The organism is Micromonospora sonchi, assembly GCF_014646235.1.
Taxonomy (GTDB): Bacteria; Actinomycetota; Actinomycetes; order Mycobacteriales; family Micromonosporaceae; genus Micromonospora; species Micromonospora sonchi.
This window is the reverse complement of record NZ_BMNB01000048.1, coordinates 1-23,714: the sequence shown is the minus strand read 5'-3', so window position 1 is coordinate 23,714 and position 23,714 is coordinate 1. Positions and strand designations below refer to the sequence as shown.

Annotated in this window: 21 protein-coding genes and 2 pseudogenes; 9 read left to right on the top strand and 14 right to left on the bottom strand. The window is 68.7% G+C overall.

What is annotated here, in order from left to right; genetic code table 11:
• The 3 genes from IEY61_RS29430 to IEY61_RS29420 form a co-directional block, all read right to left on the bottom strand.
• The gene (locus tag IEY61_RS29430) at positions 1-834 is read right to left on the bottom strand and encodes a carbohydrate ABC transporter permease (RefSeq protein ID WP_189050265.1); all 834 of its coding nucleotides are present in this window, start codon (positions 832-834) and stop codon (positions 1-3) included.
• The gene (locus tag IEY61_RS29425) at positions 831-1,724 is read right to left on the bottom strand and encodes a carbohydrate ABC transporter permease (RefSeq protein WP_189050263.1); all 894 of its coding nucleotides are present in this window, start codon (positions 1,722-1,724) and stop codon (positions 831-833) included. Before IEY61_RS29425 ends, IEY61_RS29430 begins: the two co-directional genes overlap by 4 nt.
• An 83-nt stretch (positions 1,725-1,807) precedes the next feature.
• Positions 1,808-3,079, bottom strand: a complete 1,272-nt coding sequence (locus IEY61_RS29420; RefSeq protein ID WP_189050261.1) for an ABC transporter substrate-binding protein — start codon at positions 3,077-3,079, stop codon at positions 1,808-1,810.
• A 521-nt stretch (positions 3,080-3,600) separates the two neighbouring features.
• Here IEY61_RS29420 and IEY61_RS29415 point away from each other — a divergent pair.
• Positions 3,601-4,464 carry an IclR family transcriptional regulator gene (locus IEY61_RS29415; RefSeq protein ID WP_189050259.1) on the top strand — a complete coding sequence of 288 codons (864 nt, stop codon included), beginning with the start codon at positions 3,601-3,603 and terminating at the stop codon, positions 4,462-4,464.
• A 153-nt stretch (positions 4,465-4,617) separates the two neighbouring features.
• Here the strand turns inward: IEY61_RS29415 and IEY61_RS29410 are convergent, their stop codons facing one another.
• Positions 4,618-5,460 (bottom strand): fumarylacetoacetate hydrolase family protein, encoded by an 843-nt coding sequence (locus tag IEY61_RS29410; protein WP_189050257.1) that lies wholly within the window; start codon positions 5,458-5,460, stop codon positions 4,618-4,620.
• 90 nt (positions 5,461-5,550) lie between these two features.
• The gene (locus IEY61_RS29405) at positions 5,551-6,498 is read right to left on the bottom strand and encodes a zinc-dependent alcohol dehydrogenase (RefSeq protein WP_189050255.1); all 948 of its coding nucleotides are present in this window, start codon (positions 6,496-6,498) and stop codon (positions 5,551-5,553) included.
• A 396-nt stretch (positions 6,499-6,894) separates the two neighbouring features.
• Between IEY61_RS29405 and IEY61_RS29400 the strand changes: the two genes are divergently transcribed.
• From IEY61_RS29400 to IEY61_RS29390, 3 genes and pseudogenes are all read left to right on the top strand, one after another.
• A complete protein-coding gene (locus tag IEY61_RS29400) occupies positions 6,895-7,698 on the top strand; it encodes an IclR family transcriptional regulator (protein WP_189050253.1) in 804 nt (267 codons plus the stop codon).
• A 354-nt stretch (positions 7,699-8,052) separates the two neighbouring features.
• The gene (locus IEY61_RS29395) at positions 8,053-9,087 is read left to right on the top strand and encodes a pyridoxal-phosphate dependent enzyme (RefSeq protein WP_189050251.1); all 1,035 of its coding nucleotides are present in this window, start codon (positions 8,053-8,055) and stop codon (positions 9,085-9,087) included.
• 117 nt (positions 9,088-9,204) lie between these two features.
• A pseudogene (locus IEY61_RS29390) lies at positions 9,205-9,956 on the top strand (hypothetical protein).
• A gap of 80 nt (positions 9,957-10,036) precedes the next feature.
• On the opposite strand, the gene IEY61_RS32330 reads toward IEY61_RS29390, so the two are convergent.
• The 6 genes and pseudogenes from IEY61_RS32330 to IEY61_RS31655 all read right to left on the bottom strand — a co-directional run bounded on the left by IEY61_RS32330 (position 10,037) and on the right by IEY61_RS31655 (position 14,586).
• The gene (locus tag IEY61_RS32330) at positions 10,037-10,834 is read right to left on the bottom strand and encodes a transposase (protein WP_444543363.1); all 798 of its coding nucleotides are present in this window, start codon (positions 10,832-10,834) and stop codon (positions 10,037-10,039) included.
• A gap of 105 nt (positions 10,835-10,939) precedes the next feature.
• Positions 10,940-11,215, bottom strand: a pseudogene (locus IEY61_RS32325) (ISL3 family transposase); the annotation flags it as partial.
• A 655-nt stretch (positions 11,216-11,870) separates the two neighbouring features.
• Positions 11,871-12,182 carry a hypothetical protein gene (locus tag IEY61_RS29380; RefSeq protein ID WP_189050245.1) on the bottom strand — a complete coding sequence of 104 codons (312 nt, stop codon included), beginning with the start codon at positions 12,180-12,182 and terminating at the stop codon, positions 11,871-11,873.
• 650 nt (positions 12,183-12,832) lie between these two features.
• Positions 12,833-13,921 carry a tyrosine-type recombinase/integrase gene (locus IEY61_RS29375; RefSeq protein ID WP_229706551.1) on the bottom strand — a complete coding sequence of 363 codons (1,089 nt, stop codon included), beginning with the start codon at positions 13,919-13,921 and terminating at the stop codon, positions 12,833-12,835.
• 50 nt (positions 13,922-13,971) lie between these two features.
• Positions 13,972-14,346, bottom strand: coding sequence for a helix-turn-helix domain-containing protein (locus IEY61_RS29370; RefSeq protein WP_189050241.1), 375 nt, complete (start codon positions 14,344-14,346; stop codon positions 13,972-13,974).
• 102 nt (positions 14,347-14,448) lie between these two features.
• Positions 14,449-14,586 carry a hypothetical protein gene (locus tag IEY61_RS31655; protein WP_229706549.1) on the bottom strand — a complete coding sequence of 46 codons (138 nt, stop codon included), beginning with the start codon at positions 14,584-14,586 and terminating at the stop codon, positions 14,449-14,451.
• Positions 14,587-15,225: 639 nt separating this feature from the next.
• On the opposite strand from IEY61_RS31655, the gene IEY61_RS29360 reads away from it, so the two are divergent.
• Positions 15,226-16,359, top strand: a complete 1,134-nt coding sequence (locus IEY61_RS29360; protein ID WP_229706547.1) for a tyrosine-type recombinase/integrase — start codon at positions 15,226-15,228, stop codon at positions 16,357-16,359.
• The gene (locus IEY61_RS29355) at positions 16,356-18,440 is read left to right on the top strand and encodes a tyrosine-type recombinase/integrase (protein ID WP_189050239.1); all 2,085 of its coding nucleotides are present in this window, start codon (positions 16,356-16,358) and stop codon (positions 18,438-18,440) included. Before IEY61_RS29360 ends, IEY61_RS29355 begins: the two co-directional genes overlap by 4 nt.
• Positions 18,441-18,760: 320 nt before the next feature.
• On the opposite strand, the gene IEY61_RS31650 is transcribed toward IEY61_RS29355, so the two are convergent.
• Both IEY61_RS31650 and IEY61_RS29345 read right to left on the bottom strand, forming a co-directional pair.
• The gene (locus tag IEY61_RS31650) at positions 18,761-19,036 is read right to left on the bottom strand and encodes an MMPL family transporter (RefSeq protein WP_229706561.1); all 276 of its coding nucleotides are present in this window, start codon (positions 19,034-19,036) and stop codon (positions 18,761-18,763) included.
• A gap of 522 nt (positions 19,037-19,558) precedes the next feature.
• Positions 19,559-20,035, bottom strand: coding sequence for a DUF6326 family protein (locus IEY61_RS29345; protein WP_189050230.1), 477 nt, complete (start codon positions 20,033-20,035; stop codon positions 19,559-19,561).
• A 186-nt stretch (positions 20,036-20,221) separates the two neighbouring features.
• Between IEY61_RS29345 and IEY61_RS29340 the strand changes: the two genes are divergently transcribed.
• Complete coding sequence (locus tag IEY61_RS29340) at positions 20,222-21,355, top strand: sensor histidine kinase (RefSeq protein ID WP_189050228.1); 1,134 nt, start codon at positions 20,222-20,224, stop codon at positions 21,353-21,355.
• Positions 21,352-22,008, top strand: a complete 657-nt coding sequence (locus tag IEY61_RS29335) for a response regulator (protein ID WP_189050226.1) — start codon at positions 21,352-21,354, stop codon at positions 22,006-22,008. The genes IEY61_RS29340 and IEY61_RS29335 overlap by 4 nt, the downstream gene beginning before the upstream one ends.
• Before the next feature lie 76 nt (positions 22,009-22,084).
• Here IEY61_RS29335 and IEY61_RS29330 read toward each other — a convergent pair whose 3' ends face one another.
• Entirely contained in the window at positions 22,085-22,927 is an 843-nt protein-coding gene (locus tag IEY61_RS29330; RefSeq protein WP_189050224.1) for an IS5 family transposase, read from the bottom strand.
• 326 nt (positions 22,928-23,253) lie between these two features.
• Between IEY61_RS29330 and IEY61_RS29325 the strand changes: the two genes are divergently transcribed.
• A partial coding sequence (locus tag IEY61_RS29325; protein ID WP_189050222.1) for a transposase occupies positions 23,254-23,714 on the top strand: 461 nt, incomplete at its 3' end.

Below are 23,714 nucleotides of genomic sequence, written 5' to 3'. Positions count from 1 at the left end.
TTAACCCTTCACGGATCCCGCGGTGAGGCCGCTGATGATCCTGCGCTGCACCAGCAGGAAGAAGATGATCGCTGGCACGGTGAACACCAATGACGCGGAGAAGACGGTGGACAGCGGGGTGATGTACTCCCCGATGAACGACGACAGCCCCTTCGACGCGGGCCACTTCTCGGTGGAGCGGATGAAGGTGGACGCGAACAGGAACTCGTTCCACCCGTCGAAGAAGGTGATGACGGCGGCCGCCGCGATCGACGGCGTGACCAGCGGCAGGGTGACCTGCGCGAAGATCGCGAACCGTGGAGCGCCGTCGACCCGGGCGGCCTCCTCGACCTCGTACGGGATGCCGTCGACCGCCGACTTGATGATCCATACAGCCACCGGCATGGCGAACGCGGTGTTCGCCAGCACCAGCCCGAGCAGGCCGTTCATCAGTCCGAGGCTGACGAACAGGGCGTACAGCGGCACGATGAGCAGCGCCTCGGGCAGCATCTGGGTGGCGAACAGCGCGAAGGCCACCAGCCCGCGGCCGGCGAAGTGGCGGTACCGGGACAGGCCATACCCGGCCAGGACCGCGAGGGCGAGGCTGAAGAACGTGGTCCCCACCGCGATCACCGCGCTGTTGCCCAGCCAGCGCAGCAGCGGCACCCCACTGTCGAAGACCTCGAACAGGTTGCCCAGCCGGGACAGCTTGGGCCACAGGCTCTGTCCGACGAACCGCTCGTCGCCGGTGGTCAGCGCGGTGTTGAGCATCCAGTAGATCGGGAAGCCGGCGAAGACCACCAGCACCACGACAGCCAGCCAGCGTCCGACGCCGGCGCCGGTCCAACGCTTCATGACGCCTCCTTACGCGCGGACCGTCCATCAACGACGAAGTAGACGACGGTCACCACCAGCGACAGGCAGAGGCCGAGCATGCCGATCGCGGCCGCCCGACCTAGCTCGGAGTTCTGGAACGCCTCCCGGTAAACGTTGATGACCAGGGTGTTGGTGGAATCGACCGGCCCACCGCCGGTGAGCAGGAAGATGATCTCGAACCGGCGGATCGACCAGATCGTCATCAGCAGCGCCGCGACCCGCAGCGTCGGGGCGATGTGCGGCAGCACGATCTCCCTGACGATGGTGAGCCGCGCCGCGCCGTCGATTCGTCCCGACTCGCGCAGTTCGCTCGGCACGCTCTGCAACGCGGCCAGCACCACCAGCATGATGAACGGGAAGACCTTCCAGACGCTCACCAGCGTCACCGCAAGCAGGCCCCGGTCCGGGTCCAGCAGCCAACCCTGCTGCCCGATGCCGAGCGCCGCCAGCGACCGGTTCGCCACACCGTCCTCGACGTTGAAGATCCAGGTGTACACGAGCACCACCGCGATGGACGGCGCGGCCCATGGCATGGTGAGAACGGCGCGGGCCACCGCCCGTCCGCGGAACCGTTCGTTGATGGCGAACGCCGCCGCGGTGCCCAGCACCAGCGCGCCCACCACCGTCAGCGTGGTGTACAGCAGCGTGGTCACCACCGATGACAAGAACCGGTCCTCGGTGAGCAGGTTCCGGTAGTTGTCCGCACCGACGAACGTGCCGCCGTCCGGGTTGAGCAGTTTGGTGTCGGTGAAGCTCAACCAGACGCCGCGCAGCAGCGGGGTCGCCGTGAAGATCGCCAGGTAGACCGCGGCCGCGCCGACGAACAGGTACGGCGGTATCCGCCGCCGCACCTTGACCATCGTGCTCATACCACCTCCTCGTTACGCCGGGAATGTCGCGGGTTACGCGGGCGGCCGGGCCGTTCGGGGCACGGCCGCCCGTGTCAGTCACCTCATCGCGCGACTGCGGCGGCCTCCTGCGCAGCCTTGGCCAGGGCCTCCTCGGGCGGGAGGTCCTGCAGCAGCACCTTTTCGATCCAGGTCAGCACTATGTGACGGATCCGCGGTGTCTTCTCCTCGAAGCCCTCGATGACCGCGCCCTTGCTGTGCGACGCGTTCTCCCGGAACGCCGCCACCCACGGGTTCCTCTCCAGGTACTCCTGCGGCACGGTGGTGTCGACCGCCACGGTCGACGCGTTGCCGAGCACCTCGGACATCTCCTGCTGCTGCTCCTGAGCGACCAGCCAGCGCAGGAAGTCCTTGGCGAGTTCCTTGTTCTTGGCGTTCTTGTTGATGCCGAAGTAGATGCCCACGTGGCTGGTGTTCTGGGTCGGGAACGGCAGCTTCGAGGACAGGATCGACGTGGACGGCACCTTCTCGCTGATCACCGCGGTCGGCACACCGGTGGAGTCGATGAGCATGGCCAGCTGGCCCTGCTTGAACTTGGTGCGGAACGTCGACGCGTCATCCCCGACCGGGAACGAGCCGGAGTCGAAGATCTCCTTGTACGCCTTGACCGCCGCGATGTTCTCGGGCCGATCGATGGTGAGCTTGGTACCGTCGGACCAGCCGCCACCGAAGCCCCGGGGCCAGTTGTAGAAGTCGATCCACCACGGGTTCTCCTCCGCGATCCGGTGGCGCACCGCGAAGCCTGTGATGCCGGTCCGCTCCTTGATGGTCTTCGCCGCATTGACCAGCTCCTGGGGCGTGGTGGGCGGCTGCACGCCGGCCCGCTCCAGGATGTCCTTGTTCCACATGAACGCGTACGGCGCGATCTGGGCGGTGATGGCCATCTGGGTGCCGCGCCACTTGCCGCCCTCGTTGGTCGCGTTGAGCGGCGGCTTCATGTCCGCCGGGAACACGCCGTCCAGCGACTCCAGGGCTCCGGCCTCGGCCAGTTCGGGCAGGAACGTGTCCGGGATGGCGAGCACGTCCGGACCGCCGCCGGCGGCGATCTGCGACTTGATGGTGGTCTCGTAGTCCTGCCGGGTGATCTCCTGCTTGGTCAGGCTCGCCGCGCCGTTGTTCTTCTCGTACCCCTTGAAGAGCTCCCACATCTGGGCGCCGTAGCTGGGGGAGAGCAGGTCCCAGTGAGTGATCTCCAGGGTGCCGCCGTCGGCGGCCGTCTTTCCGTCCTCGCTCGGGTCGTCGCCGCCGCACGCGGCTATCAGGGCCAGCGCCGCCACCGAAGCGGTGAGCGCCAGGAAGCGTTTCGGTCGCACCATTCGTACCTACCTCAAAATATCCGTCGCCACTGGCCGGCAATACCTTCCACCAGTTGCGGTCGCCAGGCATTTGTGTTGTTGCGGGAACGGTCAACAGCACGAGGTCCATGAGGGCCCCGCGATCGGGTGGTATGACGGCGATGGACACCCAGTCCACATCCCGCCGCGAGTTGCGGATCTTGCTGGCACGACTGTAGAGGTCGGGGCCGGATATGAAAACCCCCGTTCACATCTCTGAACAAAATCGCGTCGCCGCAGGTCACAGTCCGGATATTCAGATCACAACGGCCACGAGGGCACGTGATCGGTGGGTCATGGGCGAGCCGCAGGCGCCCCGCACACCCACCCGACAGCCCCTCTGTTCCCGGGCCCGCCCCCCTCGACGGAAGCGACACGATCATCAATTCCCGCCGACATCGACCTTGCCGCACCCGCCGCGGTATGGCATCGTTCTGCCGACCGGCGGCGCCAAATTCCCGTCGGGCGGAATTGCACGGTGCGGATGGAATGGCGTGCGGTTGATGACGATTCTCCCGGAACCTCGACGTACGACCCACAGCGCGAATAGGGGTGGTACGGCCGGGGACGGCGCGGGGTCCATCAAGTCGGCCGAGCGGGTGCTGCGGATCCTCGACCTACTCGCCGGCCAGCCGGACGGCCTCGCCGCGCCGGAGATCCGCAGCGCGCTCGGGCTGCCCAAAAGCAGCCTGCACGGGCTGCTGCGCGTGCTCTGCGACCGCGGTTACGTCTTCATCGACGCTCGCGTGCGCCGCTACCGCATCGGGATCCGGGCATGGGAGGTCGGCCAGGCGTACTCCCGGATCCGCAACGTCGCCGTGCTCGTCGGCCCGGTGATGCGCGAGCTGCGGGACCAGCTCAACGAGACCGTCCAGTTGGCCGTCCTCGACGGACTGGACAACCTCTACCTTGCGAAGGTGGACTCCGAGCAGCCGCTGCGCCTGGTCTCCGGGGTCGGGCTGCGACTGCCCGCGCACACGACGGCGCTCGGCAAGGTGCTGCTCGCCGACCTCCCGACCGAGGAACTACGCCGGCGGCTGGCCGGCGTCACGCTGGCCCGGTTCAACAGCAGGACCATCGGCGACACGCCCCGGCTGCTGCGGGTGCTGGCCGAGGTTCGCCAGGCCGGCTACGCCGAGGACGACGGCGAATATACCGTCGGCCTGTTCTGCGTCGCCGTGCCGGTCCGCGACCCGGCGGGCACGGTCGTCGCCGCGCTGAGCTGCTCCATGCCATCGGCACGCGCAGGCGTCGGCCCCGAACGGGCTCCGAACTTCCTACCCGCGCTGCGTGCCTGCGCCACCCGGCTCGGCGCGCTGATGGCTCCGCTGCCCGACCCCCAGGACGGCCTGGCACTCGGCGGCTAACGCCGTCACCAGGGCCACCGGCCAGCGGCGTGCCGAGGCGAACCGGTCGGCGTCCACGACCGGCTCGTGGCCTCACCGCAGGTCCATGTGGACCCACGGCAGCTCACGGTCGCGGACGCCTCCCGGGACTGCTCGGCATCACCCGGGGCTCGGTCAGGCTGGAGCGATGAGGGTGTGCCGCATTTCGCCGAGTCCGCCGATCTCCGTCTCCAGCACGTCACCGGGAACGAGGTATCGCGGGGGCGTCCTGCCCATCCCGACGCCGGGCGGCGTACCAGTGAAGATCAGGTCGCCGGGAAAGAGGGTGCAGACCGCGGAGAGGTAGCTGACCAGCACGAGCACCGGGAAGACCATGTCCCGGGTGTGTCCGCGCTGCACGACCTCTCCGTTGATGGCAGACGTCAGTGACAGGTTGTCGCGGTCGCCGACCTGGTCGAGGGTGGTCAGACAGGGGCCCACCGGGCCGAATCCGGGGTGCGACTTGCCCAGGCTGAACTGGGGCGGATCGCCTCTCATCTGCAGCCCCCGATCGGAGATGTCCTGCCCGATGGTGAGACCGGCGACGAAGTCCCACCCATCGGCGGCGTCGACCGACCGTGCCGTACGACCGATCACCGCCACCAACTCGACCTCGAAGTCCACGGTGTCGCTGGGCACCACGACGTCCCCGCGTGGACCGGTGAGGCAGGACGCGAACTTGGTGAAGATCATCGGCTCGGCCGGCTGGATGAATCCCGACTCGATCGTATGATCCACATAGTTCAGACCGACCGCGAAGATCTGGCGTGGCCGGGGGACCACGGGCCCGAGTGCCCCCGCGTCCAGCGGCTCGCCGGCGGGCAGCGACGCGATGTCGGCCCAGGCCAGAAAGTCGTCCCAGACCGGATAGATCTCCTGCGGGTCCGGTCCGAACCGACCGTTACTCGCCGTTGCCACGTCGATGGCCCGATCGTCTCGGAGCACCGCCAGCCTTCCCTCGACGTTCGCCAGGCGCACGTCACATCTCCTCTGTTCGGATATCGCTGATCGGACGGTCGCCGCCATCTTGATCGCGGCGGAGACTCTGGGTGGGCAGGACCTGAACCGTCACCGCACCAGGATCGTCTTGACGGCATCCGCCGGGCCGTCGAGCAGAGCCATGAACCCCTCGACGCCCTCGTCCAGAGGACAGGTGGCCACGAAGTCGGGGCTCATGGTCTCGACAAGGCGCGTCGCCGCTTCGAAGTCCGTCTGGTCGTAGCAGAACGTGGCGAGGATGCGCTTCTCGTTACCGATCATCGCGAGGGAGTCGAGGTCGGCCTGCGCCTCGTGCAGGCCGGCCCAGAGTGCCGTCCCGCCCGGACGGATCTGCTCGACGCTGGCGGCCCGGGTCGCCGCCGAGCCGACGGAGTCGTAGATCGCGTCGAACTCCCCGGCGAGCGTCGCTCCGGCCACGGTCAGACCGAGACGCTCGGCCGAGGCGAGACGGGCGGCGGAGCGGTCGCAGATGACGACCTCCGGCACCCCCCGATGTCTGGCGAGGATACCCGCGGCCAGACCCACCATGCCGCAGCCGATGATGCCGATGCGCTGCGGCCAAGGGTCGTGGGCCTGTACGAGGCGGAGGGCGTGAGCGGCGTTGGCCATGGGTTCGGTCAGCGCCAGGGTAGTGAAGGGCACCTCGTCCCGTACCTCGACACAGTTCGCGGCGGGCACGGCCACCCGCTCGGCGAAGCCGCCGGCCCGGTGGATACCTATGATCTTGCGCACCCGGCACAGGTTGACCAGACCGCGGTGGCACATGTCGCAGTTGTGGCAGGACACCATCGGGTTGACCACGACCTTTTTGCCATCCTCGACGCGCACGCCGGCGAACTCGTGTCCCATGACGAGCGGAGGCACCCGGAACGGGTTCTGGGTGGCGAACCCCTCCAGCTCGGATCCACAGATGCCAGCGGCGCGGACGTCGACAATGACCTCACCCGGCTCCGCGACCGGTTCCGGGATGTCCTGGATGGCCATCGTCAGGGGCCTGGCGTAGACAAGTGCCTTCATCGCGTTTCATGCCTTTGATCTGTTGTCCGACGTGGACTCGCCGGGGTCGTTGTCGACCTGCGCCCTGCCGGGAAGTCCCCTCCCCTGCCGGCCACCCGAGTACAGCAGCGATCTCGAGTTTGTTCATATATGTGAACCAGAGCTCAGATCGGTGGACTCATTTACAGGCGCCTTGTCGATCTTCGTCAAGGCGCTCTCCCGTGCTACCCGTGGCATCGCCCTGAGACGTGTCGCGGGGCGCGGGGTGGTGGGTGGCAGCGGCGGGTGGCCTGCGCGGTCGGGAGCCGACGGGCGGCCGGGCCGGCCCAGCGACAACTGCCCTCCGCGATCAGCCCGTGGCCCGTTCCGGCGGCGGTACAATCCCCCGGCCACCCACGAAGCCAGGAGCTGTTCGGGATGCCTGAGACCGAGGACCTAGCACCTAGCGTCAAGTCGGCGCGGCGGGTGATGGACCTGCTCGACCTACTCGCGGGCCAGCCCGCTGGACTGACCTTTGTGGAGATTCGTGAGCATCTGGAACTGCCCAAGAGCAGTCTTCACCTGCTGCTGCGGACCATGACCGACCGCGGCTACATCGCGGCAGACGCCAGGAGCCGCAGGTTCCACCTCGGCGTGCGGGTGTGGGAGGTCGGCCAGGGCTTCGTCCGCGGCGCCGACCTGGCCATGGTGGCCCACGAATACCTCGTCGCCGCCAAGGAAGAACTCGGCGAAACCGTGCAGTTGGCCATCCTCGACGGGCTGGAGAACATCTACATCGCCAAGGTGGACGCCGAACACCCGCTTCAGCTCGTGTCGAAGGTCGGTCGGCGTCTCCCCGCCCATGCCACCGGCCTGGGCAAGGTGCTCCTGGCGTACGTCGACGAGGACGATCTGCTGGAGCGGCTGCGCCACGTCGAGCTGGAGCGGTTCACCGAGAAGACGGTCGTCGATCACGAGGAACTCTTCGGCGATCTCAAGGCGATCCGCCAGCAGGGCTACGGGCTGGACGACGGGGAGTTCACGGCCGGCGTCTACTGTATCGCCGTGCCCGTCCTCGACCACACCGGTCGGGTGGTCGCCGCCATGAGCTGCTCCGTCCCGAACGTACGGCTGTCGGCCAGCGAGGAGGGCACCCGCCAGGTCGCCCTGATCCTGCACCGTCACGCGGAACAGCTGTCGCGCCGCCTGGGCGGGTCCGGGCTGCCCCTTCCGGGCGCGTAGGTCACGGACCGGGCGACGACTCGCGTCGGTCGCGCCGGGACGCGGCTCTCGTCGGCCGCTCAGGGCCGCGGACGATCTCGAAGAACCCCTGCCAGAGGTGGGACATTCCGCGCTGCCGGCTTGACGATGCCGGCGTGCACTGCGATTCTGGTTCCCGAGTCTGAAACTACGTTCACATATATGAACTAGACAGAAGCCCGTGGATGACGACCGGAGGTCCCTTGTCGTGAACACTCGCCGCTGGCATTCCTTCGAGGTGAGACTGAATCCCGTGGCCCCGGTCGCGGACCGGCCGCGGGTCCGGCGCCTGACCACGGTGACGGCCGTCGGCCGTCCCGCCGGTACGGCGACACGATGATCACCCCCGAAAACCTCACCGCGCTCCTCGGGCCGATCCCCCGGGTGATGTTGTGCCAGACGCCCAGCGCGCTGGAGCCCTGGTCGCGGCTGGCCCAGCACTGGTGTCCCGGATCTCGCCTGTTCGCGAAGCGGGACGACCTCGTGGGACCCGGCATGGGGGGCAACAAGTCGCGTCAGCTCGAGTTCATCCTCGGCGCGGCTCTGGCGCAGGGTGCCGACACGATCATCCACGGCGGCGCGATCCAGTCCAACTACTGCCGGCAACTGTCCTCGGCGGCGGCGCTGCTGGGGCTGGAGTGCCACCTGGTGCTGAGCACCGCCTACGGCCAGCCGGCGAACCAGGGCAGTCATCTGCTCAGCCGCCTCTTCGGAGCCCGCATCACGACAACCGAGCTACCGCTTGGCAGCGAACACGAGCAGATCAAGCTGCGACTCCGCGACCAACTGCGGGCGCAGGGGCGCAATCCCTACCTCATCACGTACCCACAATCGGAGATCCTCGGATCCCTCGGATATGTGTCGGCGGCGGCGGAACTCGTCGGGCAGTTTCCCGGTGGCGAACCGCCAGACGTCCTCGTGACGGCGGCCGTCGGCGCCAGCTACGCCGGCCTGCTCCTCGGTCTGCGACTCATGGGGCAGTCGATTCCCGTCATCGGGATCGCTCCCCTGCGGGGCGAGTACGACGTCGTGAACGCCGTGCGGGAGGCCATCACGGAAGCGTCGGCGCTGCTCGATGTGAACCGACCTCGGGCGATCGACGCCGACATCGATATTCGGTACACCCAGGTCGGCGACGGGTACGCCTTGGCCACCCCGGCGGGCCTCAGCGCCCTGAACGACTGCGCGCGTCTGCAGGGCGTGCTGCTCGACCCGGTCTACACCGCGAAGGCCTGCGCCGCGGTCAGGGATCTTCTCCAGCCCGGGAAGACCCTGGTGTTCCTGCACACCGGCGGTGCCCCGGCCGTCTTCGCCTACGGCGAAGCGCTCGTCGGGAGCATGGGCGAGGCAGTGTTGGCCGCCAAGCCGTAACCGGACCATCGCCGACGCCCCGGTGGAGTTCACCGCCGTCGACCGGATCGACCCGTCACCAGGCCGGACCAGCCGAGCGCTGCCAGATTCCGACCCACACGAACCCGGAGCACCGTCATGACCTACTCCCTCTCGCCGCATACGAGCCGGGGTTATCGATTCCTGCCGGCGAACGGCCCGTACTCATGGGGAGTGACGGCGGAGCCCGGATACGAGATCCTCGGCCTCAGCTTCTCCGCTCCCCCCGCGGTCGAGGATGGTTCGTCCTGATCGACCGGGAACTGCGACGGCGAGGGCTGCCCCCGAACGCTCTGGTGGGCATGTCGCTGCGCTCGCCGGAGCCGTTCGGGTTCGGCGCGTTCGACGACTTCAACGACGTCTACCAGACACTACTTCGCGAGCGCGGGCTCCTCGAGGGCGCGATCAACCCGATCGCGCGCACCAACGTGGTTCCGGTCCACGCCGCGCCACGGCGGCCCGTGCTGGCCGGCGCCTTCATCCTGCGCCCCGCACAGGGTGCCGGCGGAACCGACTTCGTCGTCGCCGGCATCGGTGAGATCGACGGCGACCTGGACCCCCGGAACATCGTGGCGCGGGGTGACCTGTCTGAAGAGGGCCTCGGGCGTAAGGTCGGGTTCGTCCTGGCCGAGTTGCGGGCGCGCCTCGCAACCCTGGGACGTACGCACGACAACCCGACGGCGCTGAATGTCTACACCGCGTACGAGATCGCCGGACTGTCCGAGGCGTTGGCGGACAAGCTTCCCGCCGTCGGAAACCACGGATACGTCCGTTGGCTGGCCCGTCCCCCGGTGGTGGAGGTGGACTTCGAACTGGACTGCCACCGGGTCAACGGCTGGCGGGTGCTGTGAGTCCTGGCGTAGCGGCGAGCCAGCGCGGGTGCGTTTCGGCACTATGTGGCTCTGGCGATGATCTTGTGATCGGCTTGCTGTTATGCGGCGAGGAGGATCCGCTTACGGAGTAGGTCGAAGCTGGCTCGGCCGCGCATTTGCCTTTTGATCGTTTTGATGCGGATGACGTTGCCCTCGACCGGGCCTGAGCTCCAAGGCAGGGTGAGTCCGGCGGTGACGGCGTCGAGGTCACGGCGGAGGCCGGTGATCAGGGAGTGCAGGGCGGGCAGGTCGTCGGCCTCTACCCGCTGCATCCAGTCGAGCAGCCGCTCGCCGCGGCGTTTGCGCATCAGGTCGGCGAAGTCGCGCACGTGCGTGGCGGTGGCCTGCAGTTCTGGGCAGTAGGCCAGCGCGTCGGTGAGCTGGGCGCGCTGCTCGGGGGCGAGGCGCACGGGATCAGTCATGATCCATCGAGTGATGTGGCGGGGTTTCGGGATCGCCGGCCGCACCGGTGGCGGCGCCGCCGGCGTGGCTGACCGCAGCGGGTGCAGCCAGCGGCGCACGGTCTGCACGCTGCCGGTGTACCCCATCGCCTTCAGCTCTTGGTGCAGTGTGACGGCGTCGGTGACGCCGGCGGTGAACCGGGTGGCCAGGTGGGTGGTGAACCCGTCGAGCAGGCTGGCGCGGTTGACGGCTTTGACCAGCAGTTCGTCGATGCTGGTGGCGCGGGCGAAGCGGCGGACCGTCGAGCGGTCCAGGTCGAGTTGGCGGCTGATCGCCGACAGTGACGCGCCCTCGGCCAGCAGTTGCTGCACGGCGGCGTAGCGTTGACGGGTGCGGGCGACCAGGGATCGTTCGCGGCCGCAGACGTCGCGTATCCCGTCCGGCACGGTGTCCACGTCCGCCGCCGGTCCACTGCGGACGTCTTCTGGCTGTTCAGTGACCGGTGACACGGGCGCGGTGGCCTGCGCTGCGGCGGCCAGTCCGGCCCGCACGCAGGCGTGATGGGTGCGCACGGTCTTGTCGACCGCCTCGCCCATGTTGTGCCAGAGGTGCCACCTGTCGGCGACCTGCCTCGCCTCGGGCGCACCGGTACGGGCGCCCTCGGCGTACGCGCCGGCCCGATCCCGGCAGATGATCTCAATGCCGGGGTGCTCGCGTAGCCACTGCGCCAAGGGCTCGGCGTCGCGGCCAGGCAGTACGTCGACCGGACGGCGGGTGTGCATGTCCAGCAGCACGGTGCCGTAGACATGCCCCTTACGGAGGGCGAAGTCGTCCACGCCGAGCACGGTGATCCCACCGGCGGGCGGGGCCGGCGTGGCGCGCAGCAGGCTGAGTACCGCGAGTAGATGTCGATAACGACGTAACACCGATACCAGACGCCTTTGACAGGTCCCTTCAACGCGGTGATGTCCCAGGACCACACCTGACCCGGCCCGGTCGCGACCAACTCCGGCCGCACCCGCGGTGGGTGGGTCGCCAGCCGACGTCGTTCCCGGCTCTGCCCGGCCGCGCGGGCGATGCGATACATCGTGGACGTCGAGCAGTGGTAGCGGCCCGCGTCGAGTTCCCGGGCCCAGACCTGCGGGATCGCCAGGTCGGCGTAGGCCGGCGAGTTCAGCACCGCCAGCACCCGGTCGCGTTCGGCCGTGCTGAGCGCCTGCGGCGGCGGGGTCCGGGGCAGCCACGGCCCGTGCCGCGGTCCGACCGGCTTCGCCCGCCGGTAGTAGGTCGCCCGCGAGGTCCCCGTCAACGCGCACGCCCGCTGCACCGAGACATCCGCGTCGCGTAACTCGCCGAACACGACGGTCAGGATCTCCTCGGCGGACTGTCGTTGTCCGCGCTCTCGGAGAGTTCTTCCAAGAGCGCGTGCGCTTTTCCCATGATGTCCAACGCCATACGGGTCTTCTTCAGATCCGCCTGCAGCTTCTCGTTCTACCGACGCAGCCTCTCCAACTCGACCTGCTCCGCGGACTTCTTCACCCGCGACCCCGCCGCAGTACCGGAATCCGCGACCGGAGTCCCTACCTGGCCGAGTTGCCCGGCGTCACGGGCCCGCGTCCACTCGATGATGTGCGACGAGTACAAGCCTTCCCGGCGCAAGACCGCGCCTTTCTCCCCGTTCGGGGCATTCTCGTACTCGGCGACCATCGCGAGCTTGTACTCCGGGCTGAAAACCCGCCGCGACGGCTTCGGCGCCGGATCAGCCCCGCCGGACGCCGGCTGCTTGCCAGATGAAGTGGCCACGTACACAAGGATCTCCGATCCCCGCCCTCAGCAGGTCAGCACCCCACTCACACGGGGTGTCTCACACCATCTTGACCAAGAGGGTTCGGCATCGACCGGCAGTACCCCGAGTCGGACCGCGCACCGATGGTCGCCATCTTGAGTTCGACTGACCGAGGCTCCGTCTTTCGAGGTTGGCGGGCGCGCGTCCGCCATCGACAATGTTGATGCGGTGGCAGCATGCAGGGGTAGCCGAGCACGGCGAGCAGGGCCGAGAGGATCATGGCCCGCCGGACGGCAGACAGCGGGACGAGCTGCAGGACCGCGCCGAGCAGTTTGCTCAGCCCGCATCGCATGGGCAGCGCATCCATCAGTAGCGTCTCAGCGCGACCTGCGGCGTCGACGCCAGCTGATGGTCGCGGCGCAACTTGACCGCGCTGGCACAGTGCGAGGTCAGCTCTAGCGCCGGTCAGGCTGTGTCGGGTGATGACGACGGTCATGCTGCTCGTCGCCATGCGGTCCAAGCGAGCCTGTCCGACCAGGTGAGACAGAGCCCGCCGACTGAGACATCTCCGGCGTGCATGACGAGCGCATCGTGGCAGGTGGGCTGCGCGGCGGGCAGAAGGCGGTGAGGGCGGGCCTAATGGCCCCGCCCTCGACCGGTCTGACCATTAGGCGGCAGGGCGCAGCCAGCGGACGACCCTGTCGGTGTCTTCGGCTCGCGTGGTTTCCCAGCGTCGTTGCAAGGCGTTGACCAGGTTCGTGATCATCGGTTCGGTGACGTGGCTGTAGATGCCCCTTACGCCGGCGAGGCGGTGTCCGAGGCGGCGGGCTTGGGCGATTTCGGGGATGCCGTCTTCGATGAGCCAGGTCTTGTGGGTGTGGCGGAGGTCGTGGAAGTGCATGCCGGGCAGGATCGGTGGGATGGCTCTCTTGGGGTCGCCCGCCACGGCTGGGGTCCAGGCGCGGCGGTTGAAGTTGGAGCGGCGTTGGTGGTAGCCGCGGGCGCCGGGGAAGACGGTGTCGTGGGGGTGTTCGGCGAGGTGGGTGGCGAGGAGGTTGGTGAGGAAGCGGGGTAGGCGGATGTGGCGGACGGAGTCGTTGGTCTTGGGTGGGCCGAGGTACAGCTTGCCTTCGACTTCGTGGAGCGCGCCGACGTCGGGGTGGACGTAGATGCTGCTGGTGGCCAGGTCGAGGTTGTCTCGGTGCAGGCCGGCGAGTTCTCCCCATCGCATGCCGGTGTAGGCGGCGGTGAGGATCATCAGCCCGTCGGATGGGCGGGCTTGGCGGGCGACGATGGCGGCGACCTGTTCGGCGGTGGCGTGGGGTCGTTCGGCGCGGATGCCCTTGGGGATCCGGATGCCTCGGCAGGGGTTGAAGGGGATCCGGCGGTCTTCGACCGCTTCTTGGAGGATCATCGACAGGACCATGATCACGTCGGCGACGGTTCGGGGTGAGAGGCGCTTGCCGAGGGCGACGCTGAGGGTCTTGACGTGTTGGCGGCGGATGTCGACCAGGAGCAGCGGGCCGAGGGTGGGCAGGATGTGCAGCCGCAGGTGGCTGCGGTAGGCGGCCCAGGTGGCGGGCGATGCCTGGTGGGTCGACTCCCAGATCGGCACCCAGTCGCTGAGGGGGATGCGTCCGCCGCGGGGGTCGATGAAGGTGTCGCGGGCGACTTCCACGTCGATTTCCTTGGCGCGCAGGACAGCGTCGGCGCGCAGTTCGTGGGTGGAGTCGGTGGTGACGGTGCCGTCAGGCATACGGAGGCGGACGCGGTGTTTCGTGCCGCGCTTTTCCACCCAGGCCATGGTTATGTCTCCGATCGGTTCGTGTCCGTTGCGTCGGTGATGGACGCGTGACTTTCGGGGTTGGGCAAGTCGCTGGGGGTAGGTGGGGGTCGGCGGCGGCGGTGGGGCCGGCGTCCGGTGGCGGGTTCTGCGGCGGCGGTGATGATGGCGGCGAGGTCGGCGGTGGAGAAGCGCAGGTGTTTGCCGAGGAAGGTGCAGGGGATCTGGCGGCGTCCAGCGCGGCGGCGCAGCCAGGACTCCGACACGCGCAGTAGCACTGCGGCCTCGGCTGGGGTGTAGAGGCGCGGCTCCTCGTCGTCGCTGCCGCCGGTTCGGCGGGTGTGCGGGGGTGCGGCTGGCGGTGGCCGCCGTCGGGATCGGGGCGGGTTGGGGTGCATGGACGGCTCCTCGTTCGAGGTGGGTGATCGGGCCGGGGTGGGTGGCTCTTCGCGGGTAGGCGTATGGCTTGCCCGCGAAGAGCCACCAGTGGCTGGCAGGGTTCAGTGGTGGTGGCGCAGCAGGAGACGGAGAGCGGTCGCCGCTTGGGCGGGGACGACCCCGTTGCCGAGAACGCGGAGCGCGCCGGTGCGTGGTAGGTCGAGGGTGGGGTCGGTGACCCAGTGGGCGGGTAGGCCCATGAGCCATTCCACGAACGGCGGTGCGAGAACCGGTTTGCCGTGCTGGCCGGGTTGGGTGGGCGCGGGGACCGGTCGGCCGATCAGGAGTTCCCAGCGGGCGATGGCGGATGCGTAGATGCCCCAGGTGGCCTCGTCGGGTGTTCCGAGGCTGCTGTTGGTGAGGTGGGCGACGGTGGTGCGTAGGTCGAGGCCGCCGTCGCCGTGGTGGCTGGGGCCTCGCGCGTCGGAGGCGGGTGGCGTGGGGAGGCGGCGTGGTGGGATGCGTACGGCGGCGGAGGGCAGGGTGAGGTCGCCGTGGGAGCCTCGTTGTCCGGGGCAGCCTTTCTCCCCGTCGGTGGCCCGCGGGGTGGGCAGGAGTACTTGTGACAGTGGTGGCCGGAAGCCGGCGCCGGCGCGGCGGTCTGGGGTGCTGGTGTCGCTGGCGGGGGCGTCGGCAGTAGGTCGTGTCGGGTGCCGTGGGGTTCGATGACGTCGGGCAGTCCGTGCTGGTGTCCGGGTCCCTTGCCGTCACGGGCGCAGGGTGTGGGTAGGGTCGCCAGCCGCTCCCCTACGTCAGGCATGGGTGGCGATCTTCTTATCTGGACAGTTGTGAGTTCGCGGGTTGGGATGCTGCGGCAATGATCCTTTAACTTGGCCGGCGTGAGGGTTCGCAAGATCGTGGACGCGGCGGCCGGACAGCCGGGCGTGGAGCTGGTGGATGCGGCCAGCGTGCCGGTGCCGGACGTGGCGGGGTTTCTGCGGCTGTTGGTGGTGCGGGACTACTCGCCGAACACGGTGCGCGCCTACGCGCACGATCTGCAGAAGCTGTTCGTGTTCCTGCAGAGCCGCGGCTTGACGGTGCAGCAGTTTTCGCCGGCGCGGGCGGTGGAGTTCATCGTGTGGCTGCGTACGCAGTCATCGGCGCGCAAGGCCCAGCAGCTGGACCTGGCGTTGACCAGCGGCGGCGGTCGGCTGTTGGCGGCCAAGACGTGTAACCGGGTGTTGGCGGCAGTGTCGTCGTTCTATGAGTACTTGATCAGCGTGGAGCGGTACGGCGGTGCCGACAACCCGATCGTGACGGTCGCCGATCAGGCGGCGGCCCGAGTTCCGGGCCGGCCGCGTGCGCCGCTGATGACCTCGCGTCCGCAGCGGCCGGTGCGCCGGGCGTTGCGGGTCAAGACCGTCGAGGCGCTGCCCCGGCCGATGTCGGTTGAGACGTACGTGGCGCTGCTGGGTGTGTTGCGCACCCGTCGGGACCGGGCGTTGCTGGAGCTGATGTGGGAGGGCGGGCTGCGCCCGGGCGAGGCGCTGGGGCTGCGGCTGGAGGACATCTCCTACGGTCGCCGCCGGGTCGTGGTCCGCTATCGCACCGATCATCCGGCCGGGGTGCGGCAGAAGTCGCGCCGGGAACGCACGGTCGATCTGCTGGAGGGCCGCGCTCTGCCGGCGGTCAGCGATTACGTGATGCACGAACGGCCCGCCGACGCGGCCACCAGTTACGTGTTCCTGGTGGGCGGCAATGGTCAGCGCCGCTGTGAGCCGTTGAGCTACGACGGCCTGGTGCGCATGTTCGCCCGGGCTGCGGCCCGGGCGAAGGTCCGCGACGCCTGGCTGACACCACACGCGCTGCGCCATACCCATGCCACGCGCATGTTTGAAGGCGGCATGCGGGACCTGACCCTGATGGCCCGGCTCGGGCACGCCAGCCCGGACTCCACGAAGATCTACACCCGGGTCAGTGACCCCGACGTGGTCAGCGACTACCGGCGCGCGATCGGCGAGTCGGCGTCGTGACCGGAGCCGTCCTGCCGCTGCCGTCATCGCCTCGCCCACCCGCAGACAGCCGGGCGCGGCACTGTCCGCCCGAGGAGTACGCCGCGTTCGTCGAGGGCTGCCGTCGCTACAGCGCCGACCGCAAGATCCGGCTGCACCGCCGCCACGCGCGCTTCCTGCGCCAGTTCCCGCACCTGAACGACTGGTTCGACCAGCCGCTGCGGCAGCGGCTGGGCTGGCGCAACAAGACCACCCAGACCCACCGCCGCGGGCCGGGTCCCGACTTCGACGTCACCGCAGGCTGGATCAACTACAACGCCCGGGAGTACCTGGTCTACCTGTCGCTGACCGGGCGGCTGCGCCTCGACTGGGGCTGGCTGCTGGGCATCGGAGGGCTCAAGCCGTGGCCGATCGCCGACGCCCTCGGGCTGCCGCTGACCGCGCAGGTCGACCAGCTGCGCCGGCAGGCTGACGCACTCGGCCACGACCCCGACAGCAGTCAGTTCCGACTTCCGTGGACGATCATGCGTTTGGTCCTGCACCACGGTAATCCCGATCTGACCGCCATCACCGCCGACGACGTCGAGGACATGCGCGAGGCGGTGCGCAGCGTCGAGCAGATCCCCGGCATCACCGAAGTCCTGCTCCCGAAGCAGCTGGCGACGATCAAGAACAACTGGGGCACCAACGTGTTCCGCACCGGCATCGCGCTGTTCCACGCCGGGTTCACCGACCGGCTGCCGCGCCGGCTGTCCGTCCGGCCCCGCAAGTCGCTGAGCACCAAACCCCGCATCGCCGCGGTCATGGAGCGCTACCTCACCGAACGGGCACTGCTCGTGCGCCCCGCCACCATGCCCGGCAGCCGGCAAGGACTGCGGTGGCTGGGCACCTGGCTCGCCCAGCAACGCGCCGACGTCGACAGCCTCGCCCAGCTCACCCGCGCCGACCTGCTGGACTTCATGACCTGGCTCAACGCCCAACGCCAGGCCAAGCACCCCGACCGGCCCCTGGGCGACGCCTACCGGCGCAGCCTCATCTCCGAAGTCACCGTGTTCTTCCGCTACGGCGCCCACGCCGAATGGCCGGACATGCCCGCCCGGCCGGTCCTGACCCGCATGGACGTGCCCCGCACCGTCCAACGCGTCCCTCGCTACATCCCCGAGCACCAGCTTGAGCCGCTCATGGCCGCCATCCGCGCGCTGGACTGCCCGATGCAGCGCGCCGCCCTGCTGATCGCCAGGTGGAGCGGCGGGCGCCGCGGCGAGATCCGCCGGCTGCATCTGGACTGCCTCGACACCTACCCCGACGGCACCCCTCGGCTGCGGCTGGCTGCCGGCAAGGCGCTCAAGGAACGCACCGTGCCGATCCACCCGGAGGCGGCCGAGGCGATCGGCCGGGTCCTGGACCTGCGCGCCGGGCAGAACGACCGGGGCGTCTACGACAGCGACATCGGCAAGATGGTGCGCTACCTGTTCCTCAACAACGGCCGGCTCGCCGACGTCGAGTACCTGTTCGCCATACCGCTGGGCCGCATCTGCGACGAGCTGGGCATCCTCACCGCCGACGGCAAGCCCGCCATCCACCCCCACCGGTTCCGGCACACCCTGGGCACCCAGCTCGCCGAGAAAGGCGCCCGGACCCAGACCATCATGAAGATCCTCGGGCACCTCAGCGCCGGCATGTCCATGACCTACTCGCAGATCTCCGACCCGGTCGTGCTGGCCGATTATCAGGCCGTCCTGCAACCCGGCGCCACCATTGCCGGACCCCTCGCAGACACCCTGCGCCGCGGCGAACTGGACCAGATCGCCCTCGACTGGCTGCAGACCAACTTCTACAAGACCGAGCTGGAACTCGGCCGCTGCCTGCGCCTGCCCCAAGAAGGCCCGTGCGAGTGCGACATCTACCTGACCTGCCCCAAGTTCGTTACCACACCGCAGTACATCCCCCGGCTGCAGGAACGGCTGCGCACCGAGGAACAGCTCATCGCCGACGCCACCGAACGCGGCTGGGCCCGCGAGGTCGAACGACACCGTTGCACCGCCGACCGCATCCGCGGCCTCCTCGACGAACTCGGCCCCGCCGCAACAGCCAACTCATGAAACCGCGACGAGGCAGCTGCACACCAAGAGTGACGATCCGCGCAGAGGGCTCTGCGCGTTGTCAGCGGCATGAGCGGATGTTCAGAGGACCAGAAGCGACGGCCGATGTAATTCAACCCTGGCGGGTGCAATCACCTCGGCTCGGGCGAGCGCGCCGTTTGGATCCCGTCTTCTCGTCGTGTGCACTGCGGCCACTGGCGACCGCGCAGGCAAGGCGTACCGCCGGCTCATCCGACGGGCGATCCCACCGGCACCGGCACCGGCTCTGGCGCCAGCGCGGGGGCCGTTGCCTCCTGCCCCTCCACACGCAGCTGCGGGAGCTAGCGGTCGAGCCACCCCGGCAGCCACCAGTTCGCACGGCCGAGCAGCGCCATCGTCGCCGGGACGAGGATCATCCGCACCACGGTTGCGTCGAGCGCGATCGCGACCGCCAGCCCGAGCCCGATCATCTTGACGAACGGGTTCGGGTTGACCACGAAGGACAGGAAGACGGCCATCATGATCAGCGCGCCGCAGGTGATGACGCGTCCCGAGGCAGCCAGCCCGCGGGCGACGGACTCGACGTAGTCGCCGGTAGCCGCGTACGCCTCTCGGATGCGTGACAGGAGGAACCTCGTAGTCCATCGACAGTCCGAACAGCACGGCGAAGAAGATGGCCGGCAGCGGCGAGGCGATGAGGTAAGTGTCCTGCAGGCCGATCAGCCCGCCGACCCAGCCCCACTGGAACACCGCGACGACGACGCCGTAGGCCGCGCCGATGGACAGCGGGTTCATGACCGTCGACTTGAGCGCCACAGTGACCGAATGGAACACAACCATCAGCAGCAGGAACGAGGCCGCCAACACCGCGCTGAGCAGCAGCGGCAGCGTGTCGGCTAGCTGCGGCAGCCCCGGACGCGCCTACGTTGATCCAGTGCACCGAGGCCCGTTCACGCGCTGGCCGACGCCGTCCTCGCCGCCGTGCTGTTCGTGCTCACGCTGCTGCTCACCGACGGGGCGGGCGACTCCGTGGTGCTGCGCGACGTCGGCGCCGTCCCGCTCTGGCTCGTGCTGCTGCTCGCGGTCGCTGTTGCCGGAGCCGCTGTCAGCGACCCCGCACACCGGGCCTGCCTCGAGCGTCACACCCGGGCCTGGGCGGGGTCGCGGCCGGCGGTGGCTCGAATGGTCCGGGGCCAGGTCCATGCGGCGCGCAGGATGAAGGCCAGGAGCAGCAGCTCGAGTCCGATGGAGAGGCCGTAGAAGTAGAAGTAGGTCCAGGACTCGCCCTCCGCGTTGTACACCGAGACGGGAATGTAGAGCGTTGCCACGACGAGGTTGGTGGCGCGGTTGACACGGGCGGGGAGTGTCGTGGAGAGCAGGATCATGAGGATCGGGATGGCCACGAGCGTGAGCGCAAGGGCGACAAAGGTTGGGCCGGTGTCGAACTCATGAACGACGCCGACCAGGATGTCGTTGATGATGCCGGGCTTGTACAGGGCGAGGTAGTCGACGTAGATGTAGAGGAACATGAAGCTCGCCCAGGCTGCGGCGAGCTTCGCCTGGACCGGAATGTGCGCTTCCTGGAGCGCACCGGCTGGTCTGTCGGTTCTGGTCATCACGTCTCCTGTGTGCTGGCGTCAGCCGGGTCGGCTCACTCGATGTCTTAACCATGACCAGCGTTGACGGGCGCCACATCCGCTTGCGGGCTCGAGCGGTCCCGGCCGCAGGCGCGGGACATCGGCAGTACTTTCGGCTGATCCGCCCGAGCGGCGGCCCCCGTACGTTGTCCGGGAGGGGGAAGCATGCGTGCTGGGATCTTGGCTGAGCCTCGCCCCGCACGCCCGCCGGTGCGGGTCTGGCGGGACTGGGCGCTGTCCTCGGCTCTTGTCGCGATCTCGCTCGTCGAGGTACTGCTGCGCGACGACAGGGCATGGGCGCCGCTGCTGGTCGGTGTCAGCATCGTGGTCGCGGCGTGCCTACTGTGGCGACGCACGCGGCCGCTGGCCGCAGTCACCGTTGCCTTCGGAGCCGTTCTCGCGTTCGACATCGCGAGGATCGCGGTCATTGATACCACCGGTCTGCTCGGCATCGCAGGGCTGCTTGTGTTGCCCTACGCCCTGCTGCGCTGGGGAGCAGCTCGCGAGGCTGCCCTCGGACTCGGCATCATCCTCATCTGGCTACCCGTCACCCTCATCGCGGACCCGACCTCACCCGCGGAGAAGGTCGCCGGTTACGGCTTCTTCCTATTCTCGGCCGCGCTCGGCGCGGCAGTGCGCTACCGCACCAAAAGCCACGACCGCGACATCGAGCAGGTGCGGCTTCACCAGCGCAACGAACTCGCCCGCGAGCTGCACGACACGGTCGGCCACCGCGTCTTGGCCATCGCCGTCCAGGCACAGGCAGGTCGCGCGCTGTCCGCCGCAGATCCGAAGCGCGCGCTGGCTACCCTGGTCACCATTGAGGAAGAGGCGTCCCGGACGCTCAAGGAGATGCGAGCCCTTGTAGGCGTGCTGCGCGACGGAACGGACGCCGATCTCGCCCCCCGGCGAGGGGTGGTGGACGTCGAACGACTCGCTCGTCCCGGCGGCGAGGTGCTGGGCGTCCGCGTGCAGGTCTCCGGTGACGTCGAGGCCGTTGAGCCAGCAGTCAGCACCGCCCTCTACCTGATCGCCGCCGAGGCGGTCACCAACGCGACCCGCCACGCCTCCGGCGCCACCCACGTCACCGTCGACGTCACCGCATCCCGCAGCCAGGTGCACCTGCGAGTGCGCGATGACGGCGAGGCGAGTACGACCAGCTCCCCGCACGCCGGCTACGGGCTGCGCGGCATGGCCGAGCGGGCGAGCCTGCTCGGCGGCACCCTCCGGGCGGGACCTGGCCCGGACGGCGGCTGGAGCGTCGACGCCTCGCTGCCTCGGACAGCGCGCGCATCATGACCATCCGCGTGCTGGTCGCTGACGACCAGGACATCGTCAGGGCAGGGCTCTGCATGATCTTGGACGCCCAACCGGGCATCGCCGTCGTCGGCGAGGCCGCCGACGGCCGCCGGGCGATCGCCATGGCCCGTTCGCTGCGTCCCGATGTGTGCCTGCTGGACATCCGCATGCCCGAGGTCGACGGGATCGAAGCCACCCGCCAGCTCGCCGGGGCCGACGTCGCCGATCCTCTGGCCGTCGTCGTCATCACCACTTTCGACCTCGACGAGTACGTCTACGGCGCGCTGAAGGCAGGCGCCCGAGGCTTCCTCCTCAAGGACGCTGGCGCCGAGATGCTCACCCAGGCCATCCATGCCGCCGCCCGCGGCGACGCCCTGATCGCACCGAACATCACAGCGAGGCTCCTGTCCTCCTTCGCGAACAGCCGCTCGCGCTCGGTGCCAGCTGAGCCTGTCGAGCCGCTGACCGCTCGCGAGGAACAGGTCCTGCTGGCTGCCGCTCGCGGCCGGACCAACAGCGAGATCGGCGATGAGCTGTCCATCAGCCTCAGCACCGTCAAGACCCACATCGCCGCCCTGATGCGCAAGCTCAACGCCCGCAACCGCGTCGAGATCGTCATGTGGGCCTACGAGACACGCCGCGTCGGCACCTGATCGGCGCCCGCATACTCGAATCGCGGAAGCAGGAGCGCCGGGGGGCCGGATAAGAGGCCACGCAAATAGGTGAGTTTTATGGTCGGCGGGTGGGGCGGGTGTCCCATCGGTACAAGGTCCAGGCCTGCCGGATGAGGCTACGTGCGGTGATGATGGCGTCGGCGAGGTCGAGGTAGGCGTGGATCACGCTTTCCTTGCGTTCGTAGCAGCGTTGGAGCCGGTTGAAGGCGTTGTGCCAGGCGTTTGTACGCTCGACATGCCAGCGTTTGGTGGCCTGGACGGGGGCCTTGACGCCTTTGCGGGCGATCTCGCCGGTCAGGCCGCGTCCGGCGAGGAGGTCGCGGGTCGCGGCGGAGTCGTAGCCGGCGTCCAGGTGCACGGTGATGCCGTCGGGCAGTTGACCGAGGTCGTCGAGCCGGTCGAGGGTGGGTTCCAGCAGCGGGGAGTCGTGGCGGTTGGCGCCGGCCAGGACGCGCCCGAGGGGGATGCCGCGGGCCTCGATCATCAGTGAGCGTTTCATGCCTTGCTTGCCGCGGTCGACCGGAGACCTGCCGGCGATCTCGCCGCCGCCGGGTGCTTTGGTGATGCACCCGTCGATGGCGAGGTTGTCGAGCAGCAGGCCGACGATGCGGTCGTAGGCGTCGAGCGCGATTGCCTTGAGCTGGGCGAACACGCCGAGGTTGATCCATTCGTCGCGGCGGTTGCGGATCGTGGTGGCTGAGCAGGTCGAGTCGGCGACGGCCTCGTACGAGCAGCCGAACCGCAGCACCTGTAGAAGCTTGTCGAACACGATCCGGTCGGCGATGCGTCGGCGGTGGCAGCCCAACGGGTGGCTCGGATCGGTGGCGGGTCGTACGGGCAACAGCGCGGCGAACTGGTCCCACAAGGGGTCGCTCAGCCAAGATGGGACAGCGGGCACAGGCGTTCCAGTGATCACTAGGCGTAGGAACCTTCATGATCACTGATGCCTGTGCCCGTCTCCTACCCGCCCGATCCCCACCGACCTATTTGCGCGGCCTCTAACTGGACGTTTGTTTCACCTTCGTGCCGGTAGTGGTTGATTCGCGCCTCGATCTCGGTGCCACAAAATGCCCGACCCGACCCGGAAAGAACGCATCCCGCCGGGCTCAACCCCGACCGGAATCGGAGCATTTCACCCCTCGATCGTGTCTGATTCATCTTCGCCCAGAAATCGACGCACATGACGTCCGTCGAGGCGGCACCCGAACGCCGTACTTGTGCACCATGACCGCACGGCGAGCCTATCCGTCCGACCTGTCCGACGCCCGCTGGGCCTTGATCGCACCCCGCCTGACCGCCTGGCGGCAGGCCCGCACCGACGCCGGTGTCAGCGGACGCGCCCCCACCCACGACCTGCGCGACATCTTCAACGCCATCCTGTACGTCAACCGCACCGGCATCGCCTGGCGCTACCTGCCCCACGACTTCCCGCCGTATCGGACTGTCTACGGCTACTTCGCCGCCTGGAGCAAGGAAGGCATCTTCACCGAACTGAACTACCAGCTCACCGGCCTCGTGCGTGACCACCACGGCCGCACCATCGAACCCACGGCGTCCATCATGGACAGCCAGAGCGTGAAGACCTCCACCAACGTCCCACTGTCCACACAGGGCACCGATGCCGGGAAGAAGATCATCGGCCGTAAACGCGGCATCATCACCGACACCCTCGGTCTACTCCTCGC

What these genes read in the sequence shown, in the direction of transcription:
- IEY61_RS29375 (WP_229706551.1), bottom strand. Translation starts at nt 13,921, where the DNA reads ATGCCTGACGGCACCGTCACCACCGACTCCACCCACGAACTGCGCGCC.
- IEY61_RS29400 (WP_189050253.1), top strand. Translation starts at nt 6,895, where the DNA reads ATGCCTGAGACCGAGGACCTAGCACCTAGCGTCAAGTCGGCGCGGCGG.
- IEY61_RS29345 (WP_189050230.1), bottom strand. Translation starts at nt 20,035, where the DNA reads ATGACCAGAACCGACAGACCAGCCGGTGCGCTCCAGGAAGCGCACATT.
- IEY61_RS29420 (WP_189050261.1), bottom strand. Translation starts at nt 3,079, where the DNA reads ATGGTGCGACCGAAACGCTTCCTGGCGCTCACCGCTTCGGTGGCGGCG.
- IEY61_RS29340 (WP_189050228.1), top strand. Translation starts at nt 20,222, where the DNA reads ATGCGTGCTGGGATCTTGGCTGAGCCTCGCCCCGCACGCCCGCCGGTG.
- IEY61_RS29425 (WP_189050263.1), bottom strand. Translation starts at nt 1,724, where the DNA reads ATGAGCACGATGGTCAAGGTGCGGCGGCGGATACCGCCGTACCTGTTC.
- IEY61_RS29335 (WP_189050226.1), top strand. Translation starts at nt 21,352, where the DNA reads ATGACCATCCGCGTGCTGGTCGCTGACGACCAGGACATCGTCAGGGCA.
- IEY61_RS29415 (WP_189050259.1), top strand. Translation starts at nt 3,601, where the DNA reads ATGACGATTCTCCCGGAACCTCGACGTACGACCCACAGCGCGAATAGG.
- IEY61_RS31655 (WP_229706549.1), bottom strand. Translation starts at nt 14,586, where the DNA reads ATGGGCCTACCCGCCCACTGGGTCACCGACCCCACCCTCGACCTACCA.
- IEY61_RS29370 (WP_189050241.1), bottom strand. Translation starts at nt 14,346, where the DNA reads ATGCACCCCAACCCGCCCCGATCCCGACGGCGGCCACCGCCAGCCGCA.
- IEY61_RS29395 (WP_189050251.1), top strand. Translation starts at nt 8,053, where the DNA reads ATGATCACCCCCGAAAACCTCACCGCGCTCCTCGGGCCGATCCCCCGG.
- IEY61_RS29405 (WP_189050255.1), bottom strand. Translation starts at nt 6,498, where the DNA reads ATGAAGGCACTTGTCTACGCCAGGCCCCTGACGATGGCCATCCAGGAC.
- IEY61_RS29430 (WP_189050265.1), bottom strand. Translation starts at nt 834, where the DNA reads ATGAAGCGTTGGACCGGCGCCGGCGTCGGACGCTGGCTGGCTGTCGTG.